Genomic DNA, 25079 nt, shown 5'->3' with positions numbered 1-25079 from the left:
TATGGAAGCTGTGATCTGGTTTGATCGTCAGTTCAAAATTAAATCTGATCGACCGGGAACATCGGACGCATGATCCGCTTGAATGGAATCGAAGCGGTGTCCTGCGGCGTCGCTCCGTCGGTCAGCGACATCACATAGCCGGCGGCGTTCTCTTTCAGATATGGGAAGATATAGCCCTGCTTGACGACTGTCACATCGTAATCCATCCAGTTCACGCCGGCGCTTTCAAACTGAATCGCATGGGCGTAGGATTGACGGTGATTGGCGACGATGACGTCAATCGCCGTGCCTTCCACATGGACGACGACGCACTTGCCAAATGTCTTGGCGATGCCTTCGGTTCCGATCCCGATCGGCCGGACGACCTGTCCCTTGGACAAAACGGTCACTTCCAGCTTGACCTTCTCCGACATCGCGTCGTGCCCCACGCCCAGCTCGATCTCAGTTTTCGTTCCGAGATCCAGCCCATCGAGCAGATCGCATGTCTTCGGATCGCAGATCGAAGCGAACAGAATCCGCTTATCGGACTTGGCCGCCAGTGCCTGCCGCAGGATGAATGTATTCCAGCCCGTCGCGCCGGAGGTCGTGTTATCGCCCGAATCGGTGATGACAAACGGTTTGCCTTCAAAGCCCAGCGCCATCGCCAGCGCGTCTTCCGGTTTTGCGGTCGTGCCGGTGTAATGGAACTCATGCCGCTTGTTCCAGACATAGTCCGCCAGCTTGTCGGCGACTTCTTCGGCATACGCCTGATCTGCCTCTGTGGCCGGGACCACGACGATGCCGCAGCCGGCGACATCGGTGTCATGACGGATGTAGCCGACATGCCAGGAACAGCTCAAAATCCGCGGATCCTGTTCCAGTTCATCAAGATACTGATTGATCGAACGCACCGGCTCATCCGCCGATACGCTCTGTTCCCCACCCAGAATCATCGGCAGCTTGCGGTACACAGAATGAATGTTCTGCCGGTCCTTGACCAGATCGCAGACCATCTGCGCCATCTTCCGCCATGTATCGCGGGAATCGGTGTGCGGAGACTGGCGGTAGCTGCGGATCGCGGTCGTCGCTTCAACATAGTCCTGACACAGGTTGCCATGCGGATCGCAGGCCACCGTGATCGGGATGTACGGCCCGACGAGGTCACGAATCGCCTTGAGGATGTGATGGTCGCCCGAGCCTAAGCCGTCGACCTCGCTCGCGCCGTGAAGCATCAGATAAATCCCGTCGATTTCATGCAGATGCTCGCGCACCGCATTGAGGAAGCACGCTTCGATGTAGTCGAACGTGTGACGCTTGATCACGCCCGAGGCGCCCGATACCGCGTACACCGACGGAATGATTTCAATCCCGGCCTGCTCAAAAATATCGCCGACCTGCATTTTTTCGATCAGCTCGTCGCCGAAAGCGATGTCGAAGGTTGTGATCTCGTCCTTGACGGGAATGTTGGCGTTGGCCTCATTGATAAATTGTCCGATTAATACTTTCATCATTTTACCCTGCGAAGCCTGCCGCTTCGCCCTTTCTTCTAAAATCTGGCGAACTCCTGTATTGGGGGTCCGTTTAAACAAACGCTGCCGGAATGAAGCATCCCGACAGCGTGAAGTGAAGCCTGATTTTTATTTCGCTGCCTTTTTCATATCCCGGCTGAGAATGACTTTCGTCGCCGTGAAGGAAACGATCGTCGCAATCGCCGCGACCAGGATCGCGATCCAGACATAATGCAGACCGCCGTTCTGATCAACGAAGAACAACAACGTCAGATATCCCGGACAGCCGCCCTGAACGAACGTTCTCAAGCCGAACAGACCTGCGACTAAGCCCGCGGAAACCGCGCCGATGGCTGTGCCGATCAACGCTTTCGGCCGCGACAGCAGCGCGCCGTAGAAGGCCGGCTCAGTAACACCGCACAGCGCCGTGACGCCGAAGGAAGCGATCATGCCCTTCTGCGCCTTGTTGTCTTTGATCGTCGTCGCGACTGCCAGGGCCGTGCCGCCGATGCAGATGTTGGAAACGAAGCCCATAATGCCGGTGACGGAGTTGTAGCCGAGGTTGGCGATCAGTTCGATGCCGATCGGAGACAGACCCTTATCCAAACCAAACATAACCATGTACGGATAGATCGCCGACAGGATCGGCTGAGCGATAAAGCCGAGCGTATTGGTCAGCCAGATGCAGAAGGCCGCAATGTAGCCGGACAGCTGGTTGCCGATCGGGCCTAAAACGATTAACGTAACCGGAACGACGACAATCATCGTGATCAGCGGCGTTAAGAAGAACGTCAGCGCTTCCGGAATGATCTTCTTCAGAACCTTCTGGACATAGTACATGAAGAAGACGCCCAGCACGATCGGAATGACGGTCGAGCTGTAAGAAACCTGCGGAATGCCGATGCCGAAGAAGTCGGTGACGGTTCCGGTCGCAAAGCGCGGAGCGATCAGCGTCGCGCCTAAGAAGGCGCCCATGATCGGCTGCATCTTTAATTGGGAAGCTAACGTATAGCCGACGTAAACCGGCAGGAAGGCAAAGCCGGCGTCAAAGATCATCAGCATCAGCTGTGCTGTGCCGCTGTCAACGCCCATGCCGAAGTAGTTGACCAACAGGTTCTTGATCGCCAGGATCATACCGCCGGTGATCATCGCCGGAACGACCGGCATGAAGATCGGAGCGACGAAGTTGCCGAACTTGTTCAGGTAGTACATCGCGTTCTTCGGTCCGGTTTCTTCCTCTTCCTCCGCGGCGACGGCGCCGCCTTCTCTCCATCCGGAGATTTCCAGGAATTCTTCGTAAGCGTCATGAACGCCCGGGCCGATGATGATCTGGATCTGCTTGTCTTTGTTGACGATGCCGGCGGATCCCGGAAGATCTTTCAAGCCTTCCTCATTGACGACGCTCTTGCGGGCGTAGCTGATCCGCAGACGTGTTGCGCAGTGCGTGACGTGCGTGATGTTCTCCACGCCGCCTAAAGCTTCCAGTGCTTTTCTGGATAACTCTTCATATTTCCCCATACTTGGTGATTTCTCCTTTCAAATCTTTTTTGGATTTGCTGGCTGAAACGGAGCTTGGAAGTTCTGACGGTCAGCCTGCCTCAGCACCTTCGCGAAAGACGCCTGGCAAAGCGTGAAACATTGTGGAAACAGGCCGTCTGATGCGCGGCTTCCTGGCCGCCCGGAATCGACTTTCGTCCTTTTTCCCTTCTGTTTCTTTCTGACCGGCACGTCCTCATTTCCAATGGAAAGTCCCGTCTTAAGCCGGTAATCTTCCCAGGCCAGCTGAGCCTGTTTGAAATGAACGTGCGCTGATAAAACTTCCAGTCCTTTTTCAAAACCTTTATTACACAGCCCGCTCGGATGAGGGCTGGCAATAACCTGTTATTCGGTCAGGCGGATCAGATGGATCATGATATACAGCTTTTCATCCGTACTGACCTCATAGCTGTACTGTTCCTTGATCCGCTGCGCGATCCGCTCGATACATGCGGTTTCGCGCGGATGCGTTTGTTCGAACACCTGATAGGTGCTCAGATTGTAGTCGGACTTGGTGCTGAGATATTCGTTATTGACAACGCGCTGGGCAAAGAAGCGGCAATGCGTGATAAAGCGGTCGCACTGGCCGTTTTCCGTATCGACGTGAAAATCCTCGCGCACGATGTTGAGGATATCCTCAATCACCGCTGTGATTTCATACATCTGCTGCATATTGGAATCCAGCTCGGCGTTGATGATATGCAGGGCGATGAAGCTTGCCTCTCCATCGTCGATGTCGATTTTCAATTTCTGCCGCAGCAGCTCCGTGACTTTCAAGCCCAGCCGGTATTCCTCTTTATACAGCGATTTGACGTTGAGCAGCAGCGTTGGATCAAAGACAATTCCCATCTTGACCCGTTCGATCATGTTGGCGATGTGGTCGGTCAGCGTGACGTAGATGGAATCGTTGATGCGTTTAGTTGACTGCGTCTTGATATAATCAATAATTTCTTCTGAAACCAGAATCGTTTTATACGGGACTTCCTGAACGAGCGTCTTGAATTTCTGGCCGACGTCGTCCTGAAGCTCAAATTTCTTTTCAATCCGGCCTTCCACGACTTTACTTCCGCGGGTCATGCCGAAGGCAATTCCCCGGCCGACCAGGATGATTTCGTCCCCCGCTTCATTCTCCGAGAGGATGACATTGTTATTGTAAATCTGTTTGATGATCACAGAGCCACCTCGCTTTCCGCGTTACGTTATGCTTCGATTTCAAATAAAGCTTCGCCCGGTTTTACATTTTCCTCACCTTTCAGCAGCTTTACTTTGCGGTTGATTGCCAGAATCGGAACGATCGTGTCGCAGCCTTTCTTCCGGATGTAATCCCAATCGACAAGCGTCAGAAGATCGCCCGGACGCACATGATCGCCGACCTGCACCTTTGTTTTAAATGGCGTTCCCCCCAACATGACGGTGTCGATGCCGATATGCAGCAGAATTTCAACATCCTTCTCCGTTTTAATGCCGATTGCGTGCTGGGTTTCATAAACCATCGTGATCTCGCCGGCGACCGGACTGTAAATTTCACTGGCTTCCGGTTCGACCGCAATTCCATCCCCCAGCATCCGCTGAGAAAACATTTCATCCGCAACATGGTCCAGATTGACCGTTTTGCCCGCTAACGGGCTATAACAGATTTCCATCGCTAAACCTCCTTGGAAAAAAGAAAAAACCAATTTGCAGAGAAGACATAAAAGTCCTCTTGCAAATTGGTTTTGCTTGTTTTATTGAACAATAACAATCCAATTACACCGTCATTGTAAGCGATACCACGAGAAGTTGTCAATAAGAATTTTCCATTTTTTTACTTCGAAGAGACCGTGGTCTTTGCACCGCTGCCGGTTTGAATGTAAGCTTAAACTGCACTTAATTATCACTTTATAAATCGTTAAACAGCCGCAGCCGGCGAGCTGGATTGATACCGGACTTTTCCGATCTGTCCCCAGCCTGTATTAAGGATATTCCTGACGTCAAGAGGGAAAACAGGCAAAGTCCATCCCTCCTCCTTTTTGATCCGGCTCAAAACTTTATGATATTAGCTTGAGATTTTTTATCATAAAGCAACATTTTTCCAGACTTTTTTTGAAGAAAAAAGCAGAAGAAAGAACGGATGGACAGGATGATTTTCAGCCCTGGCCGTTCGCTTTGGATTCATTGGTGTTTTAGACGCGGGAACGAAAACGGATCGACTCCTCTGAAAAGAAAAAGCAACACATTTCAGAGTTTTGAGGCTGTACAATTTTCAATCCTTCGCTAATGATATAATAAAACAGGATTTCAGCCTCAGCCGTTCAAAGTTCAGATTTGCCTTATAATTCAGGCTTTTTGTTGCTTCACAGATTAGGCATTCCTGTTTTTTTAACAATTTATTATCAAATTAATCATAAAATAAAAATTGTTAAAAAAAATCTGTTATAATAAAGAAAACAAAGGAAATCGAACAATCCATTCCCTTATCCCGATCATGCATCGGCTTGCATGCGGATCGAAAGGAGCAATCGTTATGAAAATTGCGGTTATCGACGACTCAGCAGAAGATCGGAAGCTGCTGGCTGAAAAAATTCAAAATTTCTGCCTACGCGAATCGCTGATCTATGAGATCCGTTCATTTTCTTCAGGAAATGAATTTCTGTTGGCTTCACGTACGGACTGGGATATCATTTTCCTGGATATTTTCATGAACGAAATCGACGGCATGACCGTGGCCCGGACGCTGCGGGGAAACAACGTCAGTTCTTTAATCGTGTTCACCACCTCCAGCCGCGACTATGCGATTGAGAGCTATGATGTGCGGGCTTTTCATTATCTGGTCAAGCCCATCGAGCAGGACAAACTTGACGAAGTTCTGCGCTTGAGCGAAAAGTCGATTCGTTCCCGCAATCATTACATCGAAGTCAAGGAAGGCCGGATCATGTCGCGCATTTTAATCCGCGATATCATGTATACCGACTATTACAATCATTACATTCAAATCCATACGCCCGGCCGGATGATCAAAACCTATATGTCCTTCGCGGAATTTTCACCGCTGCTTTTGAAATACAAACAGTTTCTCAGTCCCTACCGCAACTGCATGATCAACATGGATTATGTGCAGCAGATGGACGATCATGACTTTTTGATGAAGGATCAGGTGCAGATCCCGATCAACCGTGCGCGCAAGAGTGAAATCCGGCAGGCGTATGCCGATTATTCGTTTAAACGCCTGAGCGAGGGGTAAGCCTATGTCGCTTCCGGATTACTTTTTAAGCTTGGGCACCCGGCTGGCGCCCTATTTGTTTTTGATCTTAATTCCGTTTCGGAATCATCTGCGCTGTTCCTTCCGTCAAAGTGTGCTGTATGCATTCCTGCTTTATCTGGGAACGACGCTGAGCGTTTATCTTTTAGGCGAAACGTATGGAATCGATTCGATCTGGATGTTTCCGTTTACCTGTTTCTTCCTTGGGGTCTGTCTCTTTCTGGCCTATCACATCCTGCGCACGTCGATGCGCAAGCTCCTGTTTCTGATCTTGTTGATTGAGAATTATTCCGATATTGTCTTAATGTTCTCGGAAATTCTGGAGATCCATTGCGGGCCGCTTTTTACCGGTTTATCGGCAGTGGGGCTGGTTTCGCTCTGCCGGATTCTCGTCTTTGCCCTCAGTGCTCCGTTAATGGCGCATTTTCTCTGCCATCAGGTCCTGCCGGTCTGGGAACATGAGGACACGCCGGAAATCTGGAGTATGTTATGGCTGATTCCCGCTTCGTTCTATCTTATTTACCGGCTGGGGTTTACCTCGTCGATCACCGTGCTGCACAGCGAGATCACATCCCCGCTGTTGTTGGCGATCGTCTGGACTGCGGGGACGTTTCTCTCCTATTACGCCACCCTCAGTATGATCAATTTCAACGAAGAAAAACGGCAGCTCCAGCAGCAGCTGCAGGTCCAGGAGTATCAGGTGCTGATCCGCAACAAGCAGGCGGAACGGCTGGCCGCCAGCATCGCCACTACACGGCAGACGCGGCATGATCTGCATCATTACCTGCTGACGCTGAAGACGTATATGGATCATGGGGAAACGGAAAAACTGCGGGATTCACTGAATCAGTTCATCAACAATTTTGAATCTTCGGTGAAAACGCCGGTCTGCGAGAATTTGTTGTTCAGCGCCATCGTGCGGTATTACATGGAGATGGCAGAGGAGAGTGGAATTGAATTTACTTCGTCGATCGTATTGCCGCCGGCATTGGCGATCAAGGATACGGATTTAACCGTGATTCTGGGCAACATGCTGGAAAATGCGATTGAGGCTTGTTTACGGCAAAAAGCGGGGGAAACACAGTTCATCGAGATCAAAAGCCGGATGCAGGGAAATAACGGACTGGTTCTGCAATGCCGCAACAGCTATAATGGTCAGATCCAGAAGCAGGATGAGACGTTCCTGTCGTCCAAGCGGGAAGGGGAAGGCATCGGTCTTTCTTCCATCCGCACATTATGCACAAAATATCACGGTGTTTTAAAAATCACGCCGAACGATGATACGTTTACCGTCAACCTGTTGTTGAATTTACCTGCCGCCGCCTGATTTTCTCTCCGGCAGAGGCGAATTCGGCAATTTCAAAAATTCTGTAAAAAAGTCCCGCGCTGTCTGGAAATCGGATGATTCCATTACAGCTCAGGACTTTTTGTTTCCCTTCGGCTACCGCGTCATTCAGGATTCCCGGATCAGCGGATAGCGCGAGGTCATTTCAATGACTTCCTGACGCAGCTTCGCTTTCAAAGCTTCGTCTTCCGGGTGCTTGAGCACCATCGTAATCCAGCGGGCAACCTGACGGAATTCCTCTTCCTGAAAGCCGCGCGTCGTCATCGCCGCACTGCCCAATCGGATACCGCTGGTCACAAACGGTTTTTCCTGATCGAAGGGAATCGTGTTTTTATTGCAGGTGATGTTGATTTCATCCAGCAGGGCTTCGGCTTGCTTGCCCGTGATGCCATAGGAAGATCTCACATCAGCCAGGATCAGATGGTTATCCGTACCACCGGTCACAATCCGCAAGCCTTCCTGCTGGAGCGTCTTGCAGAAAGCCTGACAGTTGGCCATGATCTGGCGGGCATAATCGGTGAATTCTGACTTCAGCGCCTCGCCGAAGCACACCGCTTTTCCAGCGATCACATGCATCAGCGGGCCGCCCTGAATGCCCGGGAAGACGTTGCGGTCGAGATCTCTGGCAAATTCCTGTTTGCACAGAATGATGCCGCCGCGCGGGCCGCGCAGGGTTTTATGGGTTGTGGACGTGACGAAATGGGCATAAGGCACCGGGCTCATGTGCAGCCCTGCCGCGACTAAACCGGCAATATGCGCCATATCGACCATCAGGTACGCGCCAGCTTCATCGGCAATTTCCCGGAATTTCTTAAAGTCAATCTCCCGCGGATAGGCGCTGGCGCCGGCCACAATCAGCTTCGGCTTCACCTCCAGAGCGATCCGGCGCAGTTCCTCATAATTAATTTGTTCGGTTTCTTTATCCACGCCGTAGCTGTGGAACTCGTACAGCCGACCGGAGAAATTCAGCTGATGCCCATGCGTCAGATGGCCGCCGGAGCTTAAATCCATGCCCAGCACTTTATCGCCCGGCTGTAAGATTGTCATATACACCGCCATGTTGGCCTGGGAGCCGGAATGCGGCTGGACGTTGGCATGTTCGGCATGAAATAATTCGCACAGCCGGTCGCGGGCCAGATTTTCAATGATATCGACGTCCACACAGCCGCCGTAATAGCGCCGTCCCGGATAACCTTCGGCGTATTTGTTGGTCAGGATGGAACCGACGGCTTCCAAAACATCCCGGGAGACATAGTTTTCAGAAGCGATTAATTCAATGTTATGGGTCTGGCGCTGAGTTTCCAGCTCAATCGCCTTGCGGACTGCGGCATCATGCATATCAAGATCCTCTCTTTCTCGTTCTTAATGTCTTGATTATACCATGCTTTGCGCTTTAGCGAAGCTAAACGCTTCGACAATGTATTCCGGTTTTAATTCCTGAATTTTTAATTGATCAATAACGGCGGAAAGGCTTGAATTCAACAGAGATTCTGAGTCGATGACACCTTTAAACAACGCTGATTTTCTTCATCGTCGGGCAGGCCGCTGATCAACAGACCAAATTCAGGCGCGCCGCGAAGACCGCCCATCGAAAGAAATAAATCGTTAACTCGCTTGATTTGCATTAAAAGTATGCCGCCGATGGTTAGAAATCCGCCTGTCAGAATATTCTTCATATTCTCCTCATCCCCTCAATGACTTGCCTGTTCATGCAAACACATCTATAATCTGAAAATCGAATCAATCAGCTCGGATCGACGCTCTTTGTTTTTCTCAATCACATTGAAAGTAATGAAACACAGTTTTTTCAAGTAGTTCCAGCTTTTCACTGTAATCGGAAGGCAGATTGGAAATTGAACTCAGATCCTGAGGATCAAAATGATAGAGAAGATGTTTTAACACTTGCCCATAAACAAAGACGATTTTAGAGGAAACTGCCTGATCACGTGGACGAAGCCGGGATAAAGAGGAAATACAGCCGCATAGTTCCAGAAATGCCGCTTCATGAAAATTATTTTCTTCATGGAAATAATAAAGGAAGCTTCCGTCTTCCGCTTTCCAGTTCGCATTCAATATCTCCAGCGCATCCATGATATTCTCTTCTTTCATAAGTTTTATTTTTCTTCATCTTATCACGCAAAACGGCTATGGACAACGATATTTTTCTCAGTCTGGATCATGTGTTTCCAATTTTCTTCCAGCAGAAAAGGAGTCCATGATCTTTAAAATTTGTAGATCATTCCGTCAGATTGACAAGCCACTTCTCTTTCCGGACCAAATGATAAGCCAACGTTAACTTTGCCAACTCGGTCATTTGTCCGATCAAATACATCTGCATGATATTCAATCCGGTAAAATACGTCAGCATCCCGATCAATGGAAGATTCACCAGCCACATAAACCCAGAATCCACAAACAGAGTGGAGCGCGTATCCCCGCCGGCCCGTAAGATGAAATAACATTGCGTATTTGCGGTATAGGTCCAGAACATCACTGCCATGACCCGCAGCATTTGAGCTGCAATCTGTTTGGCCTGCGCACTGACCTGATACCAGGACGGTACGACAAACGAAGTTCCAAACATCACAAAGGAAAAAAGAACCGCGAGAAAGACTGAAAAAGCCAGAAGCTGATAGGCCCGATCCCGCGCTTCTTCCATCAAATCCGCGCCTAAAGGCTTGGAAACCAGAATCGTGGTTGCCGTAGCCAATCCGCCAAACAAGACAAAGAACAGGTCACTGATCGTATTCGCAATCGAATATCCCGCCATGACCTCAGGTCCGCGTTGGGAATAGAATTTAAACAACGTTGCCATGCCCAGCGACCACATCAGTTCGTTCAAGGCCAGCGGCAGCGCTTTTTTAAAGATCGTCCACGCTAAAGAACGTGGTATCGCAAACAAATCGCGCAAGCTGGTTTTAAACGCAAACGGCTTGTGCTTCAGGAAATAAAGATAAAGCGCGGCTTCCATCAATCGGGCAATCACTGTTGCCAGCGCCGCTCCCCGCACGCCCAGAGCAGGAAATCCAAAGTGGCCAAAGATCAGCCCATAGTTCAGCAGCGTGTTGATTAAAACCGCGCCGGCGCTGATTAATAAGGGCAAGCGAGGTTCTCCGGCAGCCCGCATCGCGCTCGCTGCGGTTAACGAAAGCGCCGTTGGGGGCAAGGTCCACGTCGCCATCGCCATATACCGGCTTCCAGCCGCAACAACCTCCGGGACATTCGTAAAAAATCCCAGGATTAACGCGGGAGCCACGGCTTCCGCCAGCCAGAACGGAATCAGAATAAAACCAGCCGCAAGCAATGAAAACCGGAAGGTCTGCTTCATCCGTTCAGAGTCCTCCGCACCCCAGAACTGCGCGATAAAAATTGCCGCGGCAGCTAATAATCCATTCACCGCGAAAATCGCGATCATCGTAAAACGGTTCACCGCCGCGACCCCGCTGAGCGCCTCGTTACCCAACTGCCCTACCATCAGATTATCCACCAGATTGACCGAGCTGGTGATCAGCTGCTGAAACATCAGCGGAATTCCCACCGCCAGCGCCGTCCTGTAAAACTGCCGGTCCCCAATCCACCGGCTCTTGCTTCTCTGCATTGACTTTTCCTCCTGTCCTCCGCCGCTTTGACGTCAAAACAAAGACAGCCAGGACGCGACGCCCCGGCTGCCGATGCCTTCAACCTTGCAAGAAAGCCTTACGCTTCGTTATGCGTGTTGAAATATTTTGTTTCTGAATGATACGACATATCCGCCAGATCAATGCCGTAATCTACCGCCAGCCGGTAAGCCAGAACCTGAACGACCGGGGAAAGCTCCAGGAAGATAAATTCCCCGCCCGCCAGCGAAATCGGCAGATCACTGGCATCGATTGGATTTTCACCGATCAGATAACCATAACCCAGCTCATTCTTCGCAAACGTCGTCAGCTGATGCGCGCGCACGTCTTCCCGGCCGCCGTCATGCAGGACGATGACGCAGTTAGATGGCGTATAGCCCATCGTCGGACCATGCATGCCATCGTCAAATTCATAGCCGACGCCAATCCGGCGCTTCGAGATTTCCAGAATCTTTAACGCTCCTTCTAATGCGACACCCCACAGCGAATCCATGCCGTAAAGGGTGAAGGTTTCCGCCGCCATCAGCTTTTCCTGATTCCGATCAAACCAGGCCATCGCTTCCTTGACAATCGCCGGATGGTGTCCGATACCGGCCTGCGCCTGATCAAGATAGACCGCTGCCTGATCGTCTGTCAGCACACCGCGAGCTTTCCCGATGGCCATGCCCATCAACATCTGGGTTAAAACGCTGGAACAGTAGCCGATCGTGCGCATCAGATATTCCTCAACCCCATTGCGCTGATTGATAAAGACGTCGACCATTTTTGCGATCGGACTGTCCTCGCCATCGGTCACCGCCGCTGTCAAATAGCCCAGCTTTGTGATCTTCTCCGCTGCCATGCAGGTCAGCGTCGAGGTGCCGGAGTGGGAAGTAAAGACATAGAAGGCGTTCGGATTATAAGCAAAACAGTTGTAAAGCAGCTCATTTGGCAGCACGCAGATCGTCTGCAGGCCCGAAGTTTTCTCGATAAACCGGCGGGCTGTAACAGCACTGGTGTTGGACGTGCCGGAGCCGATCAGTAAGATCTGATTGATTTCCGGATGTGCTTTGACGGCTTGCGTCAATGCCGCAAACGTTTCCTCACGATGATTTAAAATATCGGTGCAGACCGCCGGGATCCGATTGATGACTTCAAGCATGGTAACCATAGAATAATTCCTCCTTGTTTATTTGTATTTTCGTACTTCCTTCACTTAGACCAGGCCGATAAACCGCCCCAGAATACTGAACGCGATGATGCCGAGAATGATCGTGATCGGCTTGACGTCTTTCTTGAGGAAATAGAAGCAGACGAAGACCAACGCCAGCGGTAAAGCTGAAGGCATGATTGAATCGATCAGCGACTGAACGGACATTTCCACCTCATTCATCGTAAAGACATACGCGATGTTCAGACTGACCATTGAGCTGGTCATCGCTCCGACGGTCATCAAGCCGACAATCGTCGCGCACTTCGTCAAAAACTGCATTAAGCCGGATTCTGAAACCTGACTTAAGAACTTGGAGCCCAGACCGAAGCCCAGGAATGGGCCATAGTAACGGCAGATATGCGCCGGAATATTGAAGATCACCAACATCAGGATCGGACCGAGAACATTGCCCTGCAGGGCCAGCGACAAGCCGATGCCGGTGGCGACAATCCGCCAGGATCCCCAGAAGATGGAATCGCCGATGCCGGCGAACGGTCCCATTAACGAAGCCTTGACCGCGTTGATCGACTTCTTGTCCATCGTCGGATCTTCCGACGCCTGCTTTTCCATCGCCGCGGATAACCCGGTGATAAAGCCCGCGACCGTCGGTGTCGTATTGAACAGTTCCCAATGCCGCTTATACCCTTCGATCCGTTCTTCCTGTGTATGATAGTAACGATTGATGACCGGAATCATAACGCGGACATACGCTAATGCCTGCATTTTTTCCATTTCCATAATGGAGCACAGCGACAACGTCCGGAATCCGATCTGTTTGCACATCTTGACGTCTTCGTCTGATAAATTCAGTCTTTCTTTAATCATTGAATAATTCCTCCTCCTCTGAAGCTTCCGGGGCTGCTTTATTCATTTTGAAATTGCCCTCAAAGTACAGGATAACGCACAGGATGACGCCGAAGAAGGCGACGGCCAGAATCGGCAGGTTGAGATAAGCGACTAATAAGAAGCCCAGGAAATAGTAAACGCACATTTTCTTGGACCACATCATCTTTAACAACATCGCGAAGCCAACCGCGACCATCATGCCTGCCGCAACGCCCAGGCCGCCGGTGACGAATTCCGGAATGATCGAAATCATTTTCTCGACCACCGTGGATCCCGCCATAATCGCAAATGTAACCAGAAGTGCTTTCGGAATATACAATGTCAGGGCAACGACGTAGAACATCCGTTCCAGACCTTTGTAATCCCCTTTGTTCATCATTTTTTCAATCGTCGGATGCCAGAATGTACGCAATGTCAGCCAGATAGAGCTGGTCATGGACACTAACAGAGCGACTGGAACCGCCAGCGCCAGCGCGACTTCGACATCGGCGTGCATCATGATCGCGAACGCCGTACCGACAGCGGTACCGACTAATGAATCCGGCGGCGTGGACGCGCCGATCTGAACAGCGCCCATGAAGACCAGTTCCAGGGAAGCACCGATCATAACGCCGGTCTTCAAATCCCCCAGAAAGAAGCCAATGACCGAACCGACAACCATCGGCCGGGAGCACATCGGAAATGACAGATATTCTTCAAGGAAACCTAAAACCAGATAGATCACCCCGACGATGACGCTTTGAACAATCAACATAAGTTTTTCCCTCCTCTTATTTCAGTAACTTCTCATAATCGACTTTAGGCTCATTGGGAATCATCCGGAATTCCAGATAATCCACTTTTTCATGCAGTTCCCTGAGATTCACCAGATCCTCCTCCGTTAAGAAGATACCGGAGCTGAATGAACGGCTGTTTTCACGCTTGCGGATTCCGCCGATATTCACACGGTGGATTTCCTCTGTCTGCCGGACTAACCGCACGGCGTCGGCCAGCGTCCTGACGATAACAAAGATCCGGATTTTCTGAGCGTGCGGATGATTCAGCAGCTTCGCTCCGTCGTCAATCGATTTGATCGCCAGCTTCACCCCATCAGGCTTTGCCATTTTGAAGGCCAGTTTGGCCATGTCGTTTTCCGCCGCTTCGTCATTGGCGATCAGAATGGCTTCCGGATGGACCTCGTTGACCCAGGTCAGCGCCACCTGTCCATGAAGCATTCGTTCGTCGATCCGCATCAGAATTACCATAATTCATCCTCCTTCATCTCTCTGATGGATCTGAAATTGAATCCGAGCATGTTTTCCTTCGTCGATTCCACGGCGTGCTTTACCGTTTCCTCAATCCCCGCCTGCGGACTGGCCAGCAGAATTTCCAGGACCATCGACAGGCACATCCCCGTTTGGACGTACACATTGGGACAGAGACAGAGCTGCATCATCTGATGATGAACGCTGCCGTTGTTGATATCGGTCAGAATGATAAATTCATCGTTAGGCTGTTCTTCCACCCTTTTCCGCACCCGTTCCAGAATCATATCCGGTTCGTCATAATGATCCAGGTCATACACTTCAAGATCAGCCTGACATCCCAGAATCATATTGACCGCGCTTTGCATGCCTTCTGCCAAATGACCATGGGAAGTCAGTATCACCTTCCGCATCCGCTTCACCTCGTTTCTTCACCCTCTTATCAGCAAAAAACGCGCCAAGCTCCGCTTTTGCGCGTTTTTTTATGCAACTTTCTTAAAATTCATTATTTTTTCTTCGCTTTTCCTTGTTTTTCTCCGGTTATTCGGTAAATCCGACGCTTTCCATCAGTTCCGATTTGGATTCTTCGACACATTCAACCTGTTTTTCGACAGATTTCCCCTGCACGATATAATTGTAAAGATAACCGATCTCCGCCGTGGGAATGACGACGTTATACGCCCGGCACACGCGGCCGAACACCTCCCGGATCATCGCGATGAAATCGCCGTGCTCGGCTTCAAATTTCTCCAGGTTGAGATAGTAAACGAAGCGCTTGTCGATGATCAGCCGCTCGATCAGACAGCTGATATGCAGATAAAGACCGATCAGGATGTTGTTGGACAACGTGAATTCCAGCCGTTTTTGTATCTGTTCGAGGATTTCCTCGACGTATACGATAATTTTCTCCGGATTGAGAATCGTCAGATAGTCGATCAGGTTATCCAGCGAGAAGTTGCGCACCATGTTCTGCGTAAATACCGTCAGCTCCTCGTCGTTCATCAACATTCCCAGCTTTTCTTTAAGCGCCCAGCTGTCGCTTTGATTGATGATATCTTCGATCGAGATAAACGGAATACCCTGCGGTTTCAGATTCAGCGTACCAAGAATCAGAATAACATTGTACTTATCAAAAATTCCTGACGCCTGACGGTGCTGAAGCGTATCGGCAGCGATCGGAATGACCGTCAGATCCATTTTTTTCGGGAAGCTGTTTTCCACCAGCGCGGCAATCTTGCCCGCGATCCCAATGCCTGAGGAACAAACTGTCAGAATCGCTTTCGGACGGACGCGGTTCTTAATGATCACGTAATTCGGCAGTGAGCGCTGCTTGGCCTGTTCAAGAATATTTTCCAGCGAATCCCCTTCCATGATCATCGCGCCGACGTCCAAAGCCAGCTTGGTCGTAACATTGTTGATGATGCCGATATCCAGATCGGCAGTCTGATCGATATATTTCTGAATGCCTTCCAGCGAGCCCATATCGACCATGACGATGATCTCATGACAATTCCGGATTTCGCTCAAATACTGTTTAAGCTTGTTAGTGATCGTTTCAAAATGACTTTCAACCGGCATGTCGATCGCCGTGAAGATATTCTGGTGCAGCAGCTGATTCGCCAGCTCCGCGATCCCGCTGGCAATGGAATAACCATGCGCCATGATGACGACCGGAATCGGCGCCGGCTGGTAGCCCCGGTTAAAGTAGAGAAAAAACAACGTCGTCGTGATTTCTTCAAACGCGCCCAATGGCAGATTCAGTCCCGTTTGCAGCAATGGCAGGATTTCGTTGGCAATCGAAACCAGCTTGGGATTGACCGTTTTTAACGTTTCCTGGAAATCGCTGATGCTGCGGCCGCGGCGGCGCAGCTCCACGGCGCTGATCGGCTCATTCTGAAGCAGATCGGTGAAGTAGCGGGCCAGGATCTTAATTTCATTGTTGGACAGCTCGGACATTCCGTATTTCTTGTTCAGCAGCCGGTTGATGTTCGCCAACAGGCTCTGGACGATCTCCTCCTGCGGCGAGCTGAAATTCTCATTGTTGAAAAACAGGAAATCGACGTATTGTTCCAGCTGCAGCGTCGTCGTGGCCAGAAACGTGTCAAGCGACAGCTCATGCTTCTGTAAGCGTTCGTAATTCTGCATCGCGGCCTGATAAAACAACAGGTACCGGCTTTCCCCGCCGCCCCGCGGCAGCAGCTCGCCGAGTGGAAGCAGCCGGCTCACGCTGCCCTGATCCATTAGCGGATTCTGCAGCGGATTGCGGACCAGTCCGGAAGGCAGATCGCTGATGTGCAGGTCGAGCGTCGGACTGGCGTTTTTAATCGCCTTCATGTACGCACCGGCCATGCCGACCTGAATATCGTTTTTCAGCTCGCCGATGTTGTGGCGGAATTCATGCTGCTCCAACAGGCGATAGGCTGATTCGCTGATCCGCACCGGCATTTTAAACTTGGTCTGTTCGGTTTCAAGAATATGGCGGATCAGTTCGCGCTTTTCCGTCAGCGGCCGTTCTTTCAGTGAAGGAATCTGAATCACGATCGGAATTCGGCGGAACAGCGTTTTCAACAACGCCTGATCCGGGTTTTCCGTCGTCGCAAACACGAAGCGCACCGTGCTGGCAAGCCATTTCTGGTTATCGCCGACCCGGTGATAAACACCCTTATCCATAAACAAAAACAACTTTTCCTGGCATTCCGGCGTCAGGCTGTGGATTTCATCCAGAAATAACATCCCTTTGTCTGCCAGTGCCAGAAGTCCCTCGCTGTCCTTTTCCGCCCCGGTGTACGCACCTTTAACATAGCCGAACAAGCTGGTCAGGAAAAAATCCGGATTGTCCGAATATTCCGCGCAGTTAACCGTGATCAGCCGTCCTTCGCTGCCGATCAGCCCGCGCTGTACGCAATAGTCGTACAGCTTCGCGGCCAGTAGGCTCTTGCCGCTGCCGGTCGGCCCATGAAGCAAAACTGCCAGTCCGCTGCCGGGATAATTCATCGCCGCCTTGCATTGCTCGATTGCGTAGTGCAGGCTGCCGTTGCCGCCGATCAGATCGGAGAATACCGAGCGTTTCTCCTGCAGCTGATCCACCTGATTCCATAAATCTTCGGCGTTGTCATAGACGCTGGCAAAACCATCGTTCTCCAATGCACTGCGCGCTAAAAAACAGGTGGGGTGCGCCCCGATTTTAATCAGCTTCCCCTCATAAAACAATTCGTTAAGGTATTGGGACGCAAGATTGCGGGAGATGTCCAGCTTCTCCGCTAAGCTTCGGGCACAGAACAGTTCAAGATCGAGTCCGCGGACAGACCGGCCCGTCATCTGCGCTTCGATCCTTTCATAGAGCTGACGCTTTGTTTTATTTTCCATGACTCTGCTCCTCTTCCAGTCCATTGTAAATTCAATCAATAATTTTTACAATTCCTTTATTTTCAAGGGTTTGTCAATTTTCCGCATTGTTAATGAAAGCGGTTGCCAGAATTTGCAGATTAGACTACACTGAAAGCAGGAGAAGCATCGTATGAAAAACAAGCAAAGTCTGCGCCTGCATCAGGCCCAGCGGCAGCGTCAGGCCTTCTCGCCTGCCCGCGGTCGTTTTATCGAAATCCTAACAAAAAACCGACAGGAGCTGGCCGCCGAGCTGCGCTCGCTGATCGCCGTCAATCCGTTTCTGCACACCGTCGCGGATGAAGTGCTGTTTGCTCAGGCCCAGCCGGAGTCTGATCTGCGCGCGGACCTGCTGACTCAGCTGCATACCGGCCGCTGGCGCTGCCGCATCGACGCCGCGGAGTACATCATCGAAGCGCTGGATGATCATGGTTTCTACGATCCCGCCCAGCCGGCGCCCGGTTTTCCGATGGAGGACATCGCGGCGGCACTGGAAGTGATTCAACAGCTGGAACCGTTCGGTGTCGGCTGCCGCGACAGTCTTGATTTTATTCGCTGCCAGTTAAAATCCCGGAATGAAACGACAGCTTTACGCGTGTTGAACGAAGGAGCAGCAGAACTGAGCACACACCGCACAAACGCGCTCTGCCGAAAATTGAATATCACGGAAGCGGAACTGAATCGCCAGCTTGAAATCATCCGCACCTGCCAACTTTATCCCTGCCAGCTGGGTCAGACTGAAAATTCCTGCGTGCAGGCCGACGTCCTGCTTACTCTTGCCGACGATGAGTTCACGATCACCCCGCTGACGCCGCAGGTCAGCCTCGACATTCCCGCCGGACCGCTCAGTCCCCCGCTTAAGCAATACTTAAAAGAAGCCCGGCTGACATTGGATCTGATCGACCAGCGCAATCTCACGATGCAGCTGGTCTTTCATAGTCTTGTCCGCCGCCAGCGAAATCATTTAATGAGCGAGGCGCCGCTGGCGGTCTGCCGGCTGAAAGAGGTGGCGGAAGAAACCGGACTCCATGTGTCTACCGTGTCCCGCGCCTGCGCCCATAAATACTACGAATATCACGGATTGATCCGGCCTTTTTCCGATCTGCTGTGCAAGCCGCTGCACAACGTCAGCCGCAGTGAAATCGCAGCGCAGCTGAAACGATGGATTGAAGAAGAAAACCCGGATTCACCGCTGGATGACGAACAGCTGGCGCAGCGTTTTCAAAATGAAGGTCTGATCCTTTCCCGCAGGCGGATCGCCGATGTCCGCAAACGGCTCAACATTCCCAATTCCTATCGCCGCAAAGCTTTAAAAAAAGCACCCTGAAATTCAGAATGCTTTCTCTTATTCTTGCTTAAATCCGGTACAACCGGTCGATGTACTCCGCTTCCAGCGCTTCGTTGAATTCGCGGCCGCCGTCGATATTCTGCGATTTGTAGATCGGCGGGGTGATCCCCTTTTCGATCAGGATTTCCGCAGCGCGATAGGTTACCGCCTGCACCAGAACCGAGGTAGTGATCATCGACATGCCGCAGATCTTGCCGTCAAAGCCTTCCAGATCAATGCAGGAATCCCCTTCCGGCGTGCAGTTGTCCAGCACAACGTCGGAAATTTCATACAGGTTTTTCCCGCAGGAATGCTTTGGAGTCAGATGAGAAGAAGCCTCCAGCGCGGTGATCGCGATCAGCTTCGCCCCCTTTTTCTTGCAGCCCAGCGCGATATCCATGCACAGCGGGTTGCGGCCTGAATTCGAGATGATAAACACGACGTCGCCCGGCCGCACGTCGACTTTTTTCATAAAGATTTCACCGGCTCTTTCCACCGTCTCATACGCATTGTTGGATGGCTCCACAATTTTCTTGGTCGGAATGAATCCACCGGCGCGATGCGCGACTTCCATTGCACCGGCCATTGAATGGCCGCCGCCCCAGGCCTGAATAATACCGCCGTCCATGATGCACTTTGCAACCATCTGCGCGGCAGCTTCGATGTTTTCCTGCTGCGTTTCTTCGACTTGGTCAACCAGATGACGAACCGTTGGGAATACTTTGTTGGTCATTTTCAATTCCTCCACTTTCTGCTCTCATTGTAAACTTTTTATTCATATTTTACAATATTTTATGAATAATTTATTCCAGTTTTTATTCTGCCCCTTTTTCCTGCGTTTTGAAACGGTCGATCGCCTGAGTAAACGTTCGCGTGATGCAATGGGGACGGGTAATCGCGCTGCCGACGGTGACCGTCCACGCGCCGAGTTTTAAAGCCCGGACAACCTGTTCCGGCTGATAAAAACGACCTTCGGCATTGATGGGCAGCGGCGTCGTTTCGATCAGTTCTTCTATCAGTCGGTAATCCGGCTCCTCCAGATGGCGTGAATAAGGCGTATATCCGGCGATGGTCGTTGATAAAATATCCGCGCCGCCCGCCGCGGCAATTCGGCCTTCCTCCGCAGTGCTGATTTCCGCCATGATCAGCACATCCAGCCCGGCTTTATATTCCTCCAATAACGCCTGGATCGCTTCCGGCGTGCGCCCCTGGCGCAGCGTGCAGTCGACGGCCACAATATCCGCGCCGGCTTCCACGACAGCCCGGGCTGATGCCAGCGTCGGCGTAATGATCACATCGTGCAGCTTATCATAGACCTTGGGCATGATTTTGTTGATCCCGAAAATCGGCAGATCCACTTCCTTTTTGATTGCACGAATGTTTTCCGGCCAGCTTGCCCGGATGGCAGCCGCGCCGCCCAGCTTGGCGGAAACCGCCATTTTCACCATCATTTCTGCGCCGTAAAAGGGTTCGTAATCAAACGCCTGGCAGGAAACGACCAATCCGCCGCGCAGTTGTTCAATCAGTTCCTTTCGCATAATCACTCACGCCAGGATACCGAAGAACCGGCCAATCAGGGCCATCGCAAAGATCAGAACGAAAACCCTTCCCATTTTCCAATGCTTTTTCTCCATCAAAGCCCAGGCCCCCAATGTCAAGAGCAGCGGAAGCAGCCCCGGCAGAATTCCATCCAGCACGCTCTGAATACTCATCGTCATCTCGCCGGAGACATACGTCCAGCCGATTTTCACGCTGACATATTGCGCGCTGATGCAGCCGACGATGATCAGTCCGACAATGTTGGCAAAGCGGACCGCGACGTCCTTCATTCCGCTTTCAAACAGCGTGTGGATGGCGGTGATGCCCGATCGGTAGCCAAACCGGAAGGTCAGCCAGGTAAACGGAAGCATGATCCCCAGCCAGGCGACGATATAAAACAACGGTCCCGCCAGACTGCCCTGCTCTCCCACCAAGCCCAAACCGATACTCAGCAAAATGGGAATCAAAGTCCCGATAAACAAGGAATCGCCGACGCCCGCAAAGGGTCCCATCAAGGCTGTCTTCGTGGATGAAATCAATTCATCCGGCACATTTTCCCCACCGGCCCGCTGTTCCTCCATCCCCAGCGCAATGCCGTTGATCATCACGCCGACCATCGGCTGACTGTTGTAGAACTGCGTATGCCGCAGCATCAGGGCCTTCTGTTCTTCAGGATCGTCATACAGCTTGTCCGCGACCTTGCCCATCATTCCGGCAAACGCCGGTGCTTCCATGCGTTCCATATTCTGTGCGGCCAGCGCGAACATCATCCAGTATGCGTAGGCATGAAATAAATCACGCTTTGTTAGTTTTTTCAAAGGGTTACTCATCGACTTCCACCTCCAGTTCGTTCGTTTTCTTCGCCATGTAACGGATATCCAGATAAGCCAGGAAACAAGCGATCATCGTCGCGGCCACAATCGGCATTTTCAGCACGGCGATCATGATAAAGCCGACGAAGAAATAAGCCAGTTCCACATTCTTGTTCAGCACAAACCGCAGCAGCATCGCGAAGCCGACCGCCGGCAGCATCTTGCCGAAGATCACAAACGTATCGCCCAGCCACGCCGGAATTGCTTCAACCACGGAAATAATGAAATCCTGCCCGAAATAACAGGCCAGAAAAATCGGAACAAAACGGGCGATAAACTGGGATATCGAGGCATAAACCGGGGCATTCGCCGCTTTTTTAATCTTTCCCTGTTCAATCCATTGTTCCTGTTTGCGCACCCAGCAGACGTTGACCGAAGCCACGACATAGACTAAGGAAACACCAAGAAAGCTTAGCGGCACCGACAGGCTCAATGCATATTCCGTCGATGCGCCCGCCGCCATCGCCAGCGGGATTCCCATATATGCCGCAAAATTCAGATCCGCCGGCATCGACAATCCGGGTGTGACCAAACCGATATACAACGTCTGAACAGCCGCACCCATCAGGATTCCTGTCCGTACGTCCCCTAAAATAATGCCGATGATCAAGCCGGAAACCAGCGGACGCCCCATTGTATACCAGCCGCCCAGCTGGCCGAAACACCAGGGTGAATAATTGGAAGAAAGATAGCCGAATAAGGCGATCAACAGAGCTTGAAATAAGGTCATAAAACGCTCCTCCTTGCGATCTTTCGCATCAATTCTTATTCCATCACCTTGCGCAAGAAACAGGAATGAATCTAACCAGATCATAGAAGAAAACGTTGTTTTTTGTCAACAAAATTAAGTCATTAATTTTAAAATAAATTATTTTGTTATGACTTGCCAAGTCATTTGTGAAATTTTAAATTGTTATTTTTTTCCAGGTTATGTATAATAGATTTATACAACCGAGGTGATTTCATGTATCAGGAAAAATTAAAACAAGTTCGGAATGAATTAACGCAGACCGAAAAAATCATTGCGGATTTCTTTCAGAATCATTCGCTGGAAGCCCGCAGTTTTACGTCGTATCAGCTTGCGGACAGGCTGAATATCGGCCAGTCCACGATCATCCGGTTTTCTAAAAAATTAGGCTACCGCAGTTTTCGGGAATTGTTGGAAGACCTGTCGACTTCACTCACGGAAGAAAAAGTGAAAGAGGAAATTGTCGTCAACGAAGGAACTTCGTCGACCAATCAGAAGATCATCCAGCAGTATCAGAAAATGGCGCAGCTGACTCTTGAATTCAACCCGCCGCAAGTCATTGATCAGACGGTTTCCGCATTAAGAAAAGCGCGAAAAATCATTGTTTTTGGGTTTGGCAACTCGAACTTATTCGCCGAGTACATTTCCAATCAATGGCTGAAAATGGGCCTGGATTCTTTTTGCAGCGCCAATTCGCATATCATTTTTTCGATGCTGAGTCAATTTGGGCCGCAGGATGTTTTGTTTTTGATCTCGGAATCAGGAGAAACGCCGGAGATTTTAAAAGCTGCGCGGATTGCCGGCCATCAGAACGTGACGGTGATTTCAATGACGCGAATCCAGAAGAACCGGCTTCATGGTTACTCGGATATCGTGTTGAAAACGGTGAATTATGAAACGAATACCCGCCTTAACGCAATGACGCTGCGGTGTTCCCAACTTTGTCTTTTAGATATGATCTACTTAAATTTGTATAAGACGGATTTCGAGCATTATGAAAAAATCATCACTCAATCCGAAAAATTATTGGATTATAAATATAACGGCTGAACGTGCTAACCCGGCTCTTCTCGATAAGAGAAAGTCCCGGACTTCCCGTCTGCCATCCATAAAGAAATGAATAACAAAAAAATGAAGCTTGCGGCTTGCTGAAAGCTTCATTTTTTTAACAGTTGAACGTAAGATCTATCCGCAGTCTGACTTATGTTTGCAGCGCTGTCAGACTTTATACTTTAATTCTTTCAGTTTTATCTGACTTCCGCTTGTTTCAAACTCATTTTCTCTTTCCGCCCCAGCCAGAGAAAATAAAGGACGCACAGGATGATCTGAACAAAGGTGGAACACGGCGTGGCCAGACCGATCTTGAACAAGGTGACCGGAACCAGTTTACTTGCCAGATAGGAAACGGGAATTCGCACGCAGAACGCGCCGATCAATCCCTGAAACATGACGAAGGTCGTCTTGCCGCAGCCGTTGAAATAACCGACGAAGCAGAACATAAACGACACCAGCAGCGTGTCGATCGCATAGGCTTTTAAATAATCCGCAGCCGCCAGAATAACCTGTGGATCACGGGCAAATAATCCGGAAAGCAGATTGCCGTGGAAAAACGCAAAATAACTCATGAAGACACCGAATAACAATGAAGTAGCGATTCCGTAAACCATTCCCCGTTTTGCCCGCTGCGGCTGGTTCGCGCCGATGTTCTGCGCGACATAAGCGGAAATGGATTGCGCATAAGCCGAAGGCACCAACAGGATAAATGTGCAGACCTTCTCCGCGACGCCGACCCCGGCCGAGGCAATGACGCCCAGCTGATTCACAATCGCCGTGATCGCCAAAAAAGAAATGCTGACTAACAGATCCTGCAGCGCGACCGGTGCGCCCAGCTTGACGATTTCTTTAACGGTTTCCCCATGAAACCGGATCCGCCGCCATGAAAACGGAAACGGCAGGCCCTGACGCGCAACCACAGCGAGCGACAAAACCACACTGGCCGCCTGTGCCATCACCGTTGCCAGCGCCGCGCCGGCCGCTCCCATTTTAAAGCCCGCGACGAACAACAGGTCGAGCACGATATTCGCAGCACAGGCAATCGCCACCGCTAACAACGGCGTGCGTGCATCGCCCAAACCGCGGAAGATACTGCCCAGCGTATTGTAGGCGGCAATAAACAGAATTCCTCCGGAACAGATCAGAACATATTGATTCGTAAACGCGACCGCTTCAGCCGGCGCCTGCATTAACGTAACCAATACCGGCGTCGCGGCCAACATGACAGCGGTCAGGATGATCGCCAGACAGCCGAACAGAAAGACGCCGCTTTCCACTGTCTGCCCTACTTTTTCCGGTTCACCCCGGCCGAACTGCTGACCGATCAGCACGGTGATGCCCATTGCCAGTCCGGTGATGATCACCATCATCGAGTGCATGACCTGACTGCCTGTCGCGACGGCCGAGACCGCCTCCGGCGAAGCGAACTGGCCGACGACTAACAAGTCGACCGCGCCATAGAGCGCCTGCAGGATCAGCGCGATCATGATCGGCACGGTAAATTTCATCAACGGCGCTAAAATTTTGCCGCTCGTAAATTCTGGTTCTATAAATTTTGGTGTTGGTAGAAACCAACGCCTTTTTTTCTTGAGCATAAAAAAAAGAGACATAGGTAAGAATTTCCGTTACAATAAAATCACCACAAATTACA

The 25079-nt window shown here is 50.9% G+C and carries 23 protein-coding genes; 4 read left to right on the top strand and 19 right to left on the bottom strand.

Going from position 1 to position 25079, the window contains the following annotated elements:
• Positions 1-38 precede the first annotated feature (38 nt).
• The 4 genes from AC5OW4_RS04520 to AC5OW4_RS04505 all read right to left on the bottom strand — a co-directional run bounded on the left by AC5OW4_RS04520 (position 39) and on the right by AC5OW4_RS04505 (position 4666).
• The gene (locus tag AC5OW4_RS04520) at positions 39-1487 is read right to left on the bottom strand and encodes a M81 family metallopeptidase (protein WP_072683295.1); all 1449 of its coding nucleotides are present in this window, start codon (positions 1485-1487) and stop codon (positions 39-41) included.
• 129 nt (positions 1488-1616) lie between these two features.
• Positions 1617-3005 carry a PTS transporter subunit EIIC gene (locus tag AC5OW4_RS04515; RefSeq protein WP_072683239.1) on the bottom strand — a complete coding sequence of 463 codons (1389 nt, stop codon included), beginning with the start codon at positions 3003-3005 and terminating at the stop codon, positions 1617-1619.
• Positions 3006-3368: 363 nt separating this feature from the next.
• The gene (locus tag AC5OW4_RS04510) at positions 3369-4196 is read right to left on the bottom strand and encodes a PRD domain-containing protein (protein WP_072683238.1); all 828 of its coding nucleotides are present in this window, start codon (positions 4194-4196) and stop codon (positions 3369-3371) included.
• Between the two features lie 26 nt (positions 4197-4222).
• Positions 4223-4666 carry a PTS sugar transporter subunit IIA gene (locus AC5OW4_RS04505; protein WP_072683237.1) on the bottom strand — a complete coding sequence of 148 codons (444 nt, stop codon included), beginning with the start codon at positions 4664-4666 and terminating at the stop codon, positions 4223-4225.
• Between the two features lie 860 nt (positions 4667-5526).
• Here AC5OW4_RS04505 and AC5OW4_RS04500 point away from each other — a divergent pair.
• Together AC5OW4_RS04500 and AC5OW4_RS04495 are read left to right on the top strand one after the other, a co-directional pair.
• Positions 5527-6243 carry a LytR/AlgR family response regulator transcription factor gene (locus tag AC5OW4_RS04500; protein ID WP_072683236.1) on the top strand — a complete coding sequence of 239 codons (717 nt, stop codon included), beginning with the start codon at positions 5527-5529 and terminating at the stop codon, positions 6241-6243.
• Positions 6244-6247: 4 nt separating this feature from the next.
• A complete protein-coding gene (locus tag AC5OW4_RS04495; protein WP_072683235.1) occupies positions 6248-7588 on the top strand; it encodes an ATP-binding protein in 1341 nt (446 codons plus the stop codon).
• Positions 7589-7714: 126 nt separating this feature from the next.
• Here the strand turns inward: AC5OW4_RS04495 and glyA are convergent, their stop codons facing one another.
• From glyA to AC5OW4_RS04445, 10 genes are all read right to left on the bottom strand, one after another.
• Positions 7715-8944 (bottom strand): serine hydroxymethyltransferase, encoded by a 1230-nt coding sequence (gene glyA, locus AC5OW4_RS04490; protein ID WP_072683234.1) that lies wholly within the window; start codon positions 8942-8944, stop codon positions 7715-7717.
• 140 nt (positions 8945-9084) lie between these two features.
• Positions 9085-9282 (bottom strand): hypothetical protein, encoded by a 198-nt coding sequence (locus AC5OW4_RS04485; protein WP_072683233.1) that lies wholly within the window; start codon positions 9280-9282, stop codon positions 9085-9087.
• Between the two features lie 97 nt (positions 9283-9379).
• Positions 9380-9715, bottom strand: coding sequence for an Imm41 family immunity protein (locus AC5OW4_RS04480; protein WP_195395221.1), 336 nt, complete (start codon positions 9713-9715; stop codon positions 9380-9382).
• Positions 9716-9842: 127 nt separating this feature from the next.
• Positions 9843-11204 (bottom strand): MATE family efflux transporter, encoded by a 1362-nt coding sequence (locus AC5OW4_RS04475; RefSeq protein WP_308560133.1) that lies wholly within the window; start codon positions 11202-11204, stop codon positions 9843-9845.
• Positions 11205-11302: 98 nt separating this feature from the next.
• Complete coding sequence (locus AC5OW4_RS04470; RefSeq protein ID WP_195395219.1) at positions 11303-12373, bottom strand: SIS domain-containing protein; 1071 nt, start codon at positions 12371-12373, stop codon at positions 11303-11305.
• 45 nt (positions 12374-12418) lie between these two features.
• On the bottom strand, positions 12419-13240 hold the full coding sequence (locus AC5OW4_RS04465; protein WP_006058014.1) for a PTS system mannose/fructose/sorbose family transporter subunit IID: 822 nt from the start codon (positions 13238-13240) through the stop codon (positions 12419-12421).
• Entirely contained in the window at positions 13233-14015 is a 783-nt protein-coding gene (locus tag AC5OW4_RS04460) for a PTS mannose/fructose/sorbose/N-acetylgalactosamine transporter subunit IIC (protein ID WP_072683230.1), read from the bottom strand. The genes AC5OW4_RS04465 and AC5OW4_RS04460 overlap by 8 nt, the downstream gene beginning before the upstream one ends.
• 16 nt (positions 14016-14031) lie before the next feature.
• Positions 14032-14505, bottom strand: coding sequence for a PTS sugar transporter subunit IIB (locus AC5OW4_RS04455; protein ID WP_195395218.1), 474 nt, complete (start codon positions 14503-14505; stop codon positions 14032-14034).
• The gene (locus tag AC5OW4_RS04450; RefSeq protein ID WP_006058017.1) at positions 14499-14918 is read right to left on the bottom strand and encodes a PTS sugar transporter subunit IIA; all 420 of its coding nucleotides are present in this window, start codon (positions 14916-14918) and stop codon (positions 14499-14501) included. Before AC5OW4_RS04450 ends, AC5OW4_RS04455 begins: the two co-directional genes overlap by 7 nt.
• Before the next feature lie 127 nt (positions 14919-15045).
• Positions 15046-17871, bottom strand: coding sequence for a sigma 54-interacting transcriptional regulator (locus AC5OW4_RS04445; protein ID WP_195395217.1), 2826 nt, complete (start codon positions 17869-17871; stop codon positions 15046-15048).
• A 151-nt stretch (positions 17872-18022) separates the two neighbouring features.
• Between AC5OW4_RS04445 and AC5OW4_RS04440 the strand changes: the two genes are divergently transcribed.
• Entirely contained in the window at positions 18023-19216 is a 1194-nt protein-coding gene (locus AC5OW4_RS04440) for an RNA polymerase factor sigma-54 (RefSeq protein WP_195395216.1), read from the top strand.
• A 28-nt stretch (positions 19217-19244) separates the two neighbouring features.
• On the opposite strand, the gene AC5OW4_RS04435 is transcribed toward AC5OW4_RS04440, so the two are convergent.
• The 4 genes from AC5OW4_RS04435 to AC5OW4_RS04420 form a co-directional block, all read right to left on the bottom strand.
• A complete protein-coding gene (locus AC5OW4_RS04435; RefSeq protein WP_072683226.1) occupies positions 19245-19949 on the bottom strand; it encodes a sugar isomerase domain-containing protein in 705 nt (234 codons plus the stop codon).
• Positions 19950-20031: 82 nt separating this feature from the next.
• Positions 20032-20754, bottom strand: a complete 723-nt coding sequence (locus tag AC5OW4_RS04430) for an N-acetylmannosamine-6-phosphate 2-epimerase (RefSeq protein WP_195395215.1) — start codon at positions 20752-20754, stop codon at positions 20032-20034.
• Positions 20755-20760: 6 nt separating this feature from the next.
• Positions 20761-21585 carry a PTS system mannose/fructose/sorbose family transporter subunit IID gene (locus AC5OW4_RS04425; RefSeq protein WP_072683225.1) on the bottom strand — a complete coding sequence of 275 codons (825 nt, stop codon included), beginning with the start codon at positions 21583-21585 and terminating at the stop codon, positions 20761-20763.
• Positions 21578-22357: a PTS mannose/fructose/sorbose/N-acetylgalactosamine transporter subunit IIC gene (locus AC5OW4_RS04420; protein ID WP_195548034.1), complete on the bottom strand. Its 780-nt coding sequence runs from the start codon at positions 22355-22357 to the stop codon at positions 21578-21580. Before AC5OW4_RS04420 ends, AC5OW4_RS04425 begins: the two co-directional genes overlap by 8 nt.
• A gap of 234 nt (positions 22358-22591) precedes the next feature.
• Here AC5OW4_RS04420 and AC5OW4_RS04415 point away from each other — a divergent pair, with 234 nt between their 5' ends.
• Complete coding sequence (locus AC5OW4_RS04415; RefSeq protein WP_072683223.1) at positions 22592-23425, top strand: MurR/RpiR family transcriptional regulator; 834 nt, start codon at positions 22592-22594, stop codon at positions 23423-23425.
• Positions 23426-23622: 197 nt separating this feature from the next.
• Here the strand turns inward: AC5OW4_RS04415 and AC5OW4_RS04410 are convergent, their stop codons facing one another.
• Positions 23623-24915, bottom strand: a complete 1293-nt coding sequence (locus tag AC5OW4_RS04410) for an MATE family efflux transporter (RefSeq protein WP_308560137.1) — start codon at positions 24913-24915, stop codon at positions 23623-23625.
• Between the last annotated feature and the right edge of the window lie 164 nt (positions 24916-25079).

The sequence above is a fragment of the Holdemania sp. genome, assembly GCF_986127675.1.
The sequence above is the reverse complement of the archived record's forward strand: the minus strand, read 5'-3'. Positions and strand labels throughout refer to the sequence as shown.

Coding starts and splice junctions, on each gene's coding strand:
- AC5OW4_RS04520 (WP_072683295.1), bottom strand. CDS start 1,487: ATGAAAGTATTAATCGGACAATTTATCAATGAGGCCAACGCCAACATT.
- AC5OW4_RS04515 (WP_072683239.1), bottom strand. CDS start 3,005: ATGGGGAAATATGAAGAGTTATCCAGAAAAGCACTGGAAGCTTTAGGC.
- AC5OW4_RS04505 (WP_072683237.1), bottom strand. CDS start 4,666: ATGGAAATCTGTTATAGCCCGTTAGCGGGCAAAACGGTCAATCTGGAC.
- AC5OW4_RS04500 (WP_072683236.1), top strand. CDS start 5,527: ATGAAAATTGCGGTTATCGACGACTCAGCAGAAGATCGGAAGCTGCTG.
- AC5OW4_RS04495 (WP_072683235.1), top strand. CDS start 6,248: ATGTCGCTTCCGGATTACTTTTTAAGCTTGGGCACCCGGCTGGCGCCC.
- glyA (WP_072683234.1), bottom strand. CDS start 8,944: ATGCATGATGCCGCAGTCCGCAAGGCGATTGAGCTGGAAACTCAGCGC.
- AC5OW4_RS04485 (WP_072683233.1), bottom strand. CDS start 9,282: ATGAAGAATATTCTGACAGGCGGATTTCTAACCATCGGCGGCATACTT.
- AC5OW4_RS04480 (WP_195395221.1), bottom strand. CDS start 9,715: ATGAAAGAAGAGAATATCATGGATGCGCTGGAGATATTGAATGCGAAC.
- AC5OW4_RS04475 (WP_308560133.1), bottom strand. CDS start 11,204: ATGCAGAGAAGCAAGAGCCGGTGGATTGGGGACCGGCAGTTTTACAGG.
- AC5OW4_RS04470 (WP_195395219.1), bottom strand. CDS start 12,373: ATGGTTACCATGCTTGAAGTCATCAATCGGATCCCGGCGGTCTGCACC.
- AC5OW4_RS04465 (WP_006058014.1), bottom strand. CDS start 13,240: ATGATTAAAGAAAGACTGAATTTATCAGACGAAGACGTCAAGATGTGC.
- AC5OW4_RS04460 (WP_072683230.1), bottom strand. CDS start 14,015: ATGTTGATTGTTCAAAGCGTCATCGTCGGGGTGATCTATCTGGTTTTA.
- AC5OW4_RS04455 (WP_195395218.1), bottom strand. CDS start 14,505: ATGGTAATTCTGATGCGGATCGACGAACGAATGCTTCATGGACAGGTG.
- AC5OW4_RS04450 (WP_006058017.1), bottom strand. CDS start 14,918: ATGCGGAAGGTGATACTGACTTCCCATGGTCATTTGGCAGAAGGCATG.
- AC5OW4_RS04445 (WP_195395217.1), bottom strand. CDS start 17,871: ATGGAAAATAAAACAAAGCGTCAGCTCTATGAAAGGATCGAAGCGCAG.
- AC5OW4_RS04440 (WP_195395216.1), top strand. CDS start 18,023: ATGAAAAACAAGCAAAGTCTGCGCCTGCATCAGGCCCAGCGGCAGCGT.
- AC5OW4_RS04435 (WP_072683226.1), bottom strand. CDS start 19,949: ATGACCAACAAAGTATTCCCAACGGTTCGTCATCTGGTTGACCAAGTC.
- AC5OW4_RS04430 (WP_195395215.1), bottom strand. CDS start 20,754: ATGCGAAAGGAACTGATTGAACAACTGCGCGGCGGATTGGTCGTTTCC.
- AC5OW4_RS04425 (WP_072683225.1), bottom strand. CDS start 21,585: ATGAGTAACCCTTTGAAAAAACTAACAAAGCGTGATTTATTTCATGCC.
- AC5OW4_RS04420 (WP_195548034.1), bottom strand. CDS start 22,357: ATGACCTTATTTCAAGCTCTGTTGATCGCCTTATTCGGCTATCTTTCT.
- AC5OW4_RS04415 (WP_072683223.1), top strand. CDS start 22,592: ATGTATCAGGAAAAATTAAAACAAGTTCGGAATGAATTAACGCAGACC.
- AC5OW4_RS04410 (WP_308560137.1), bottom strand. CDS start 24,915: ATGATCGCGCTGATCCTGCAGGCGCTCTATGGCGCGGTCGACTTGTTA.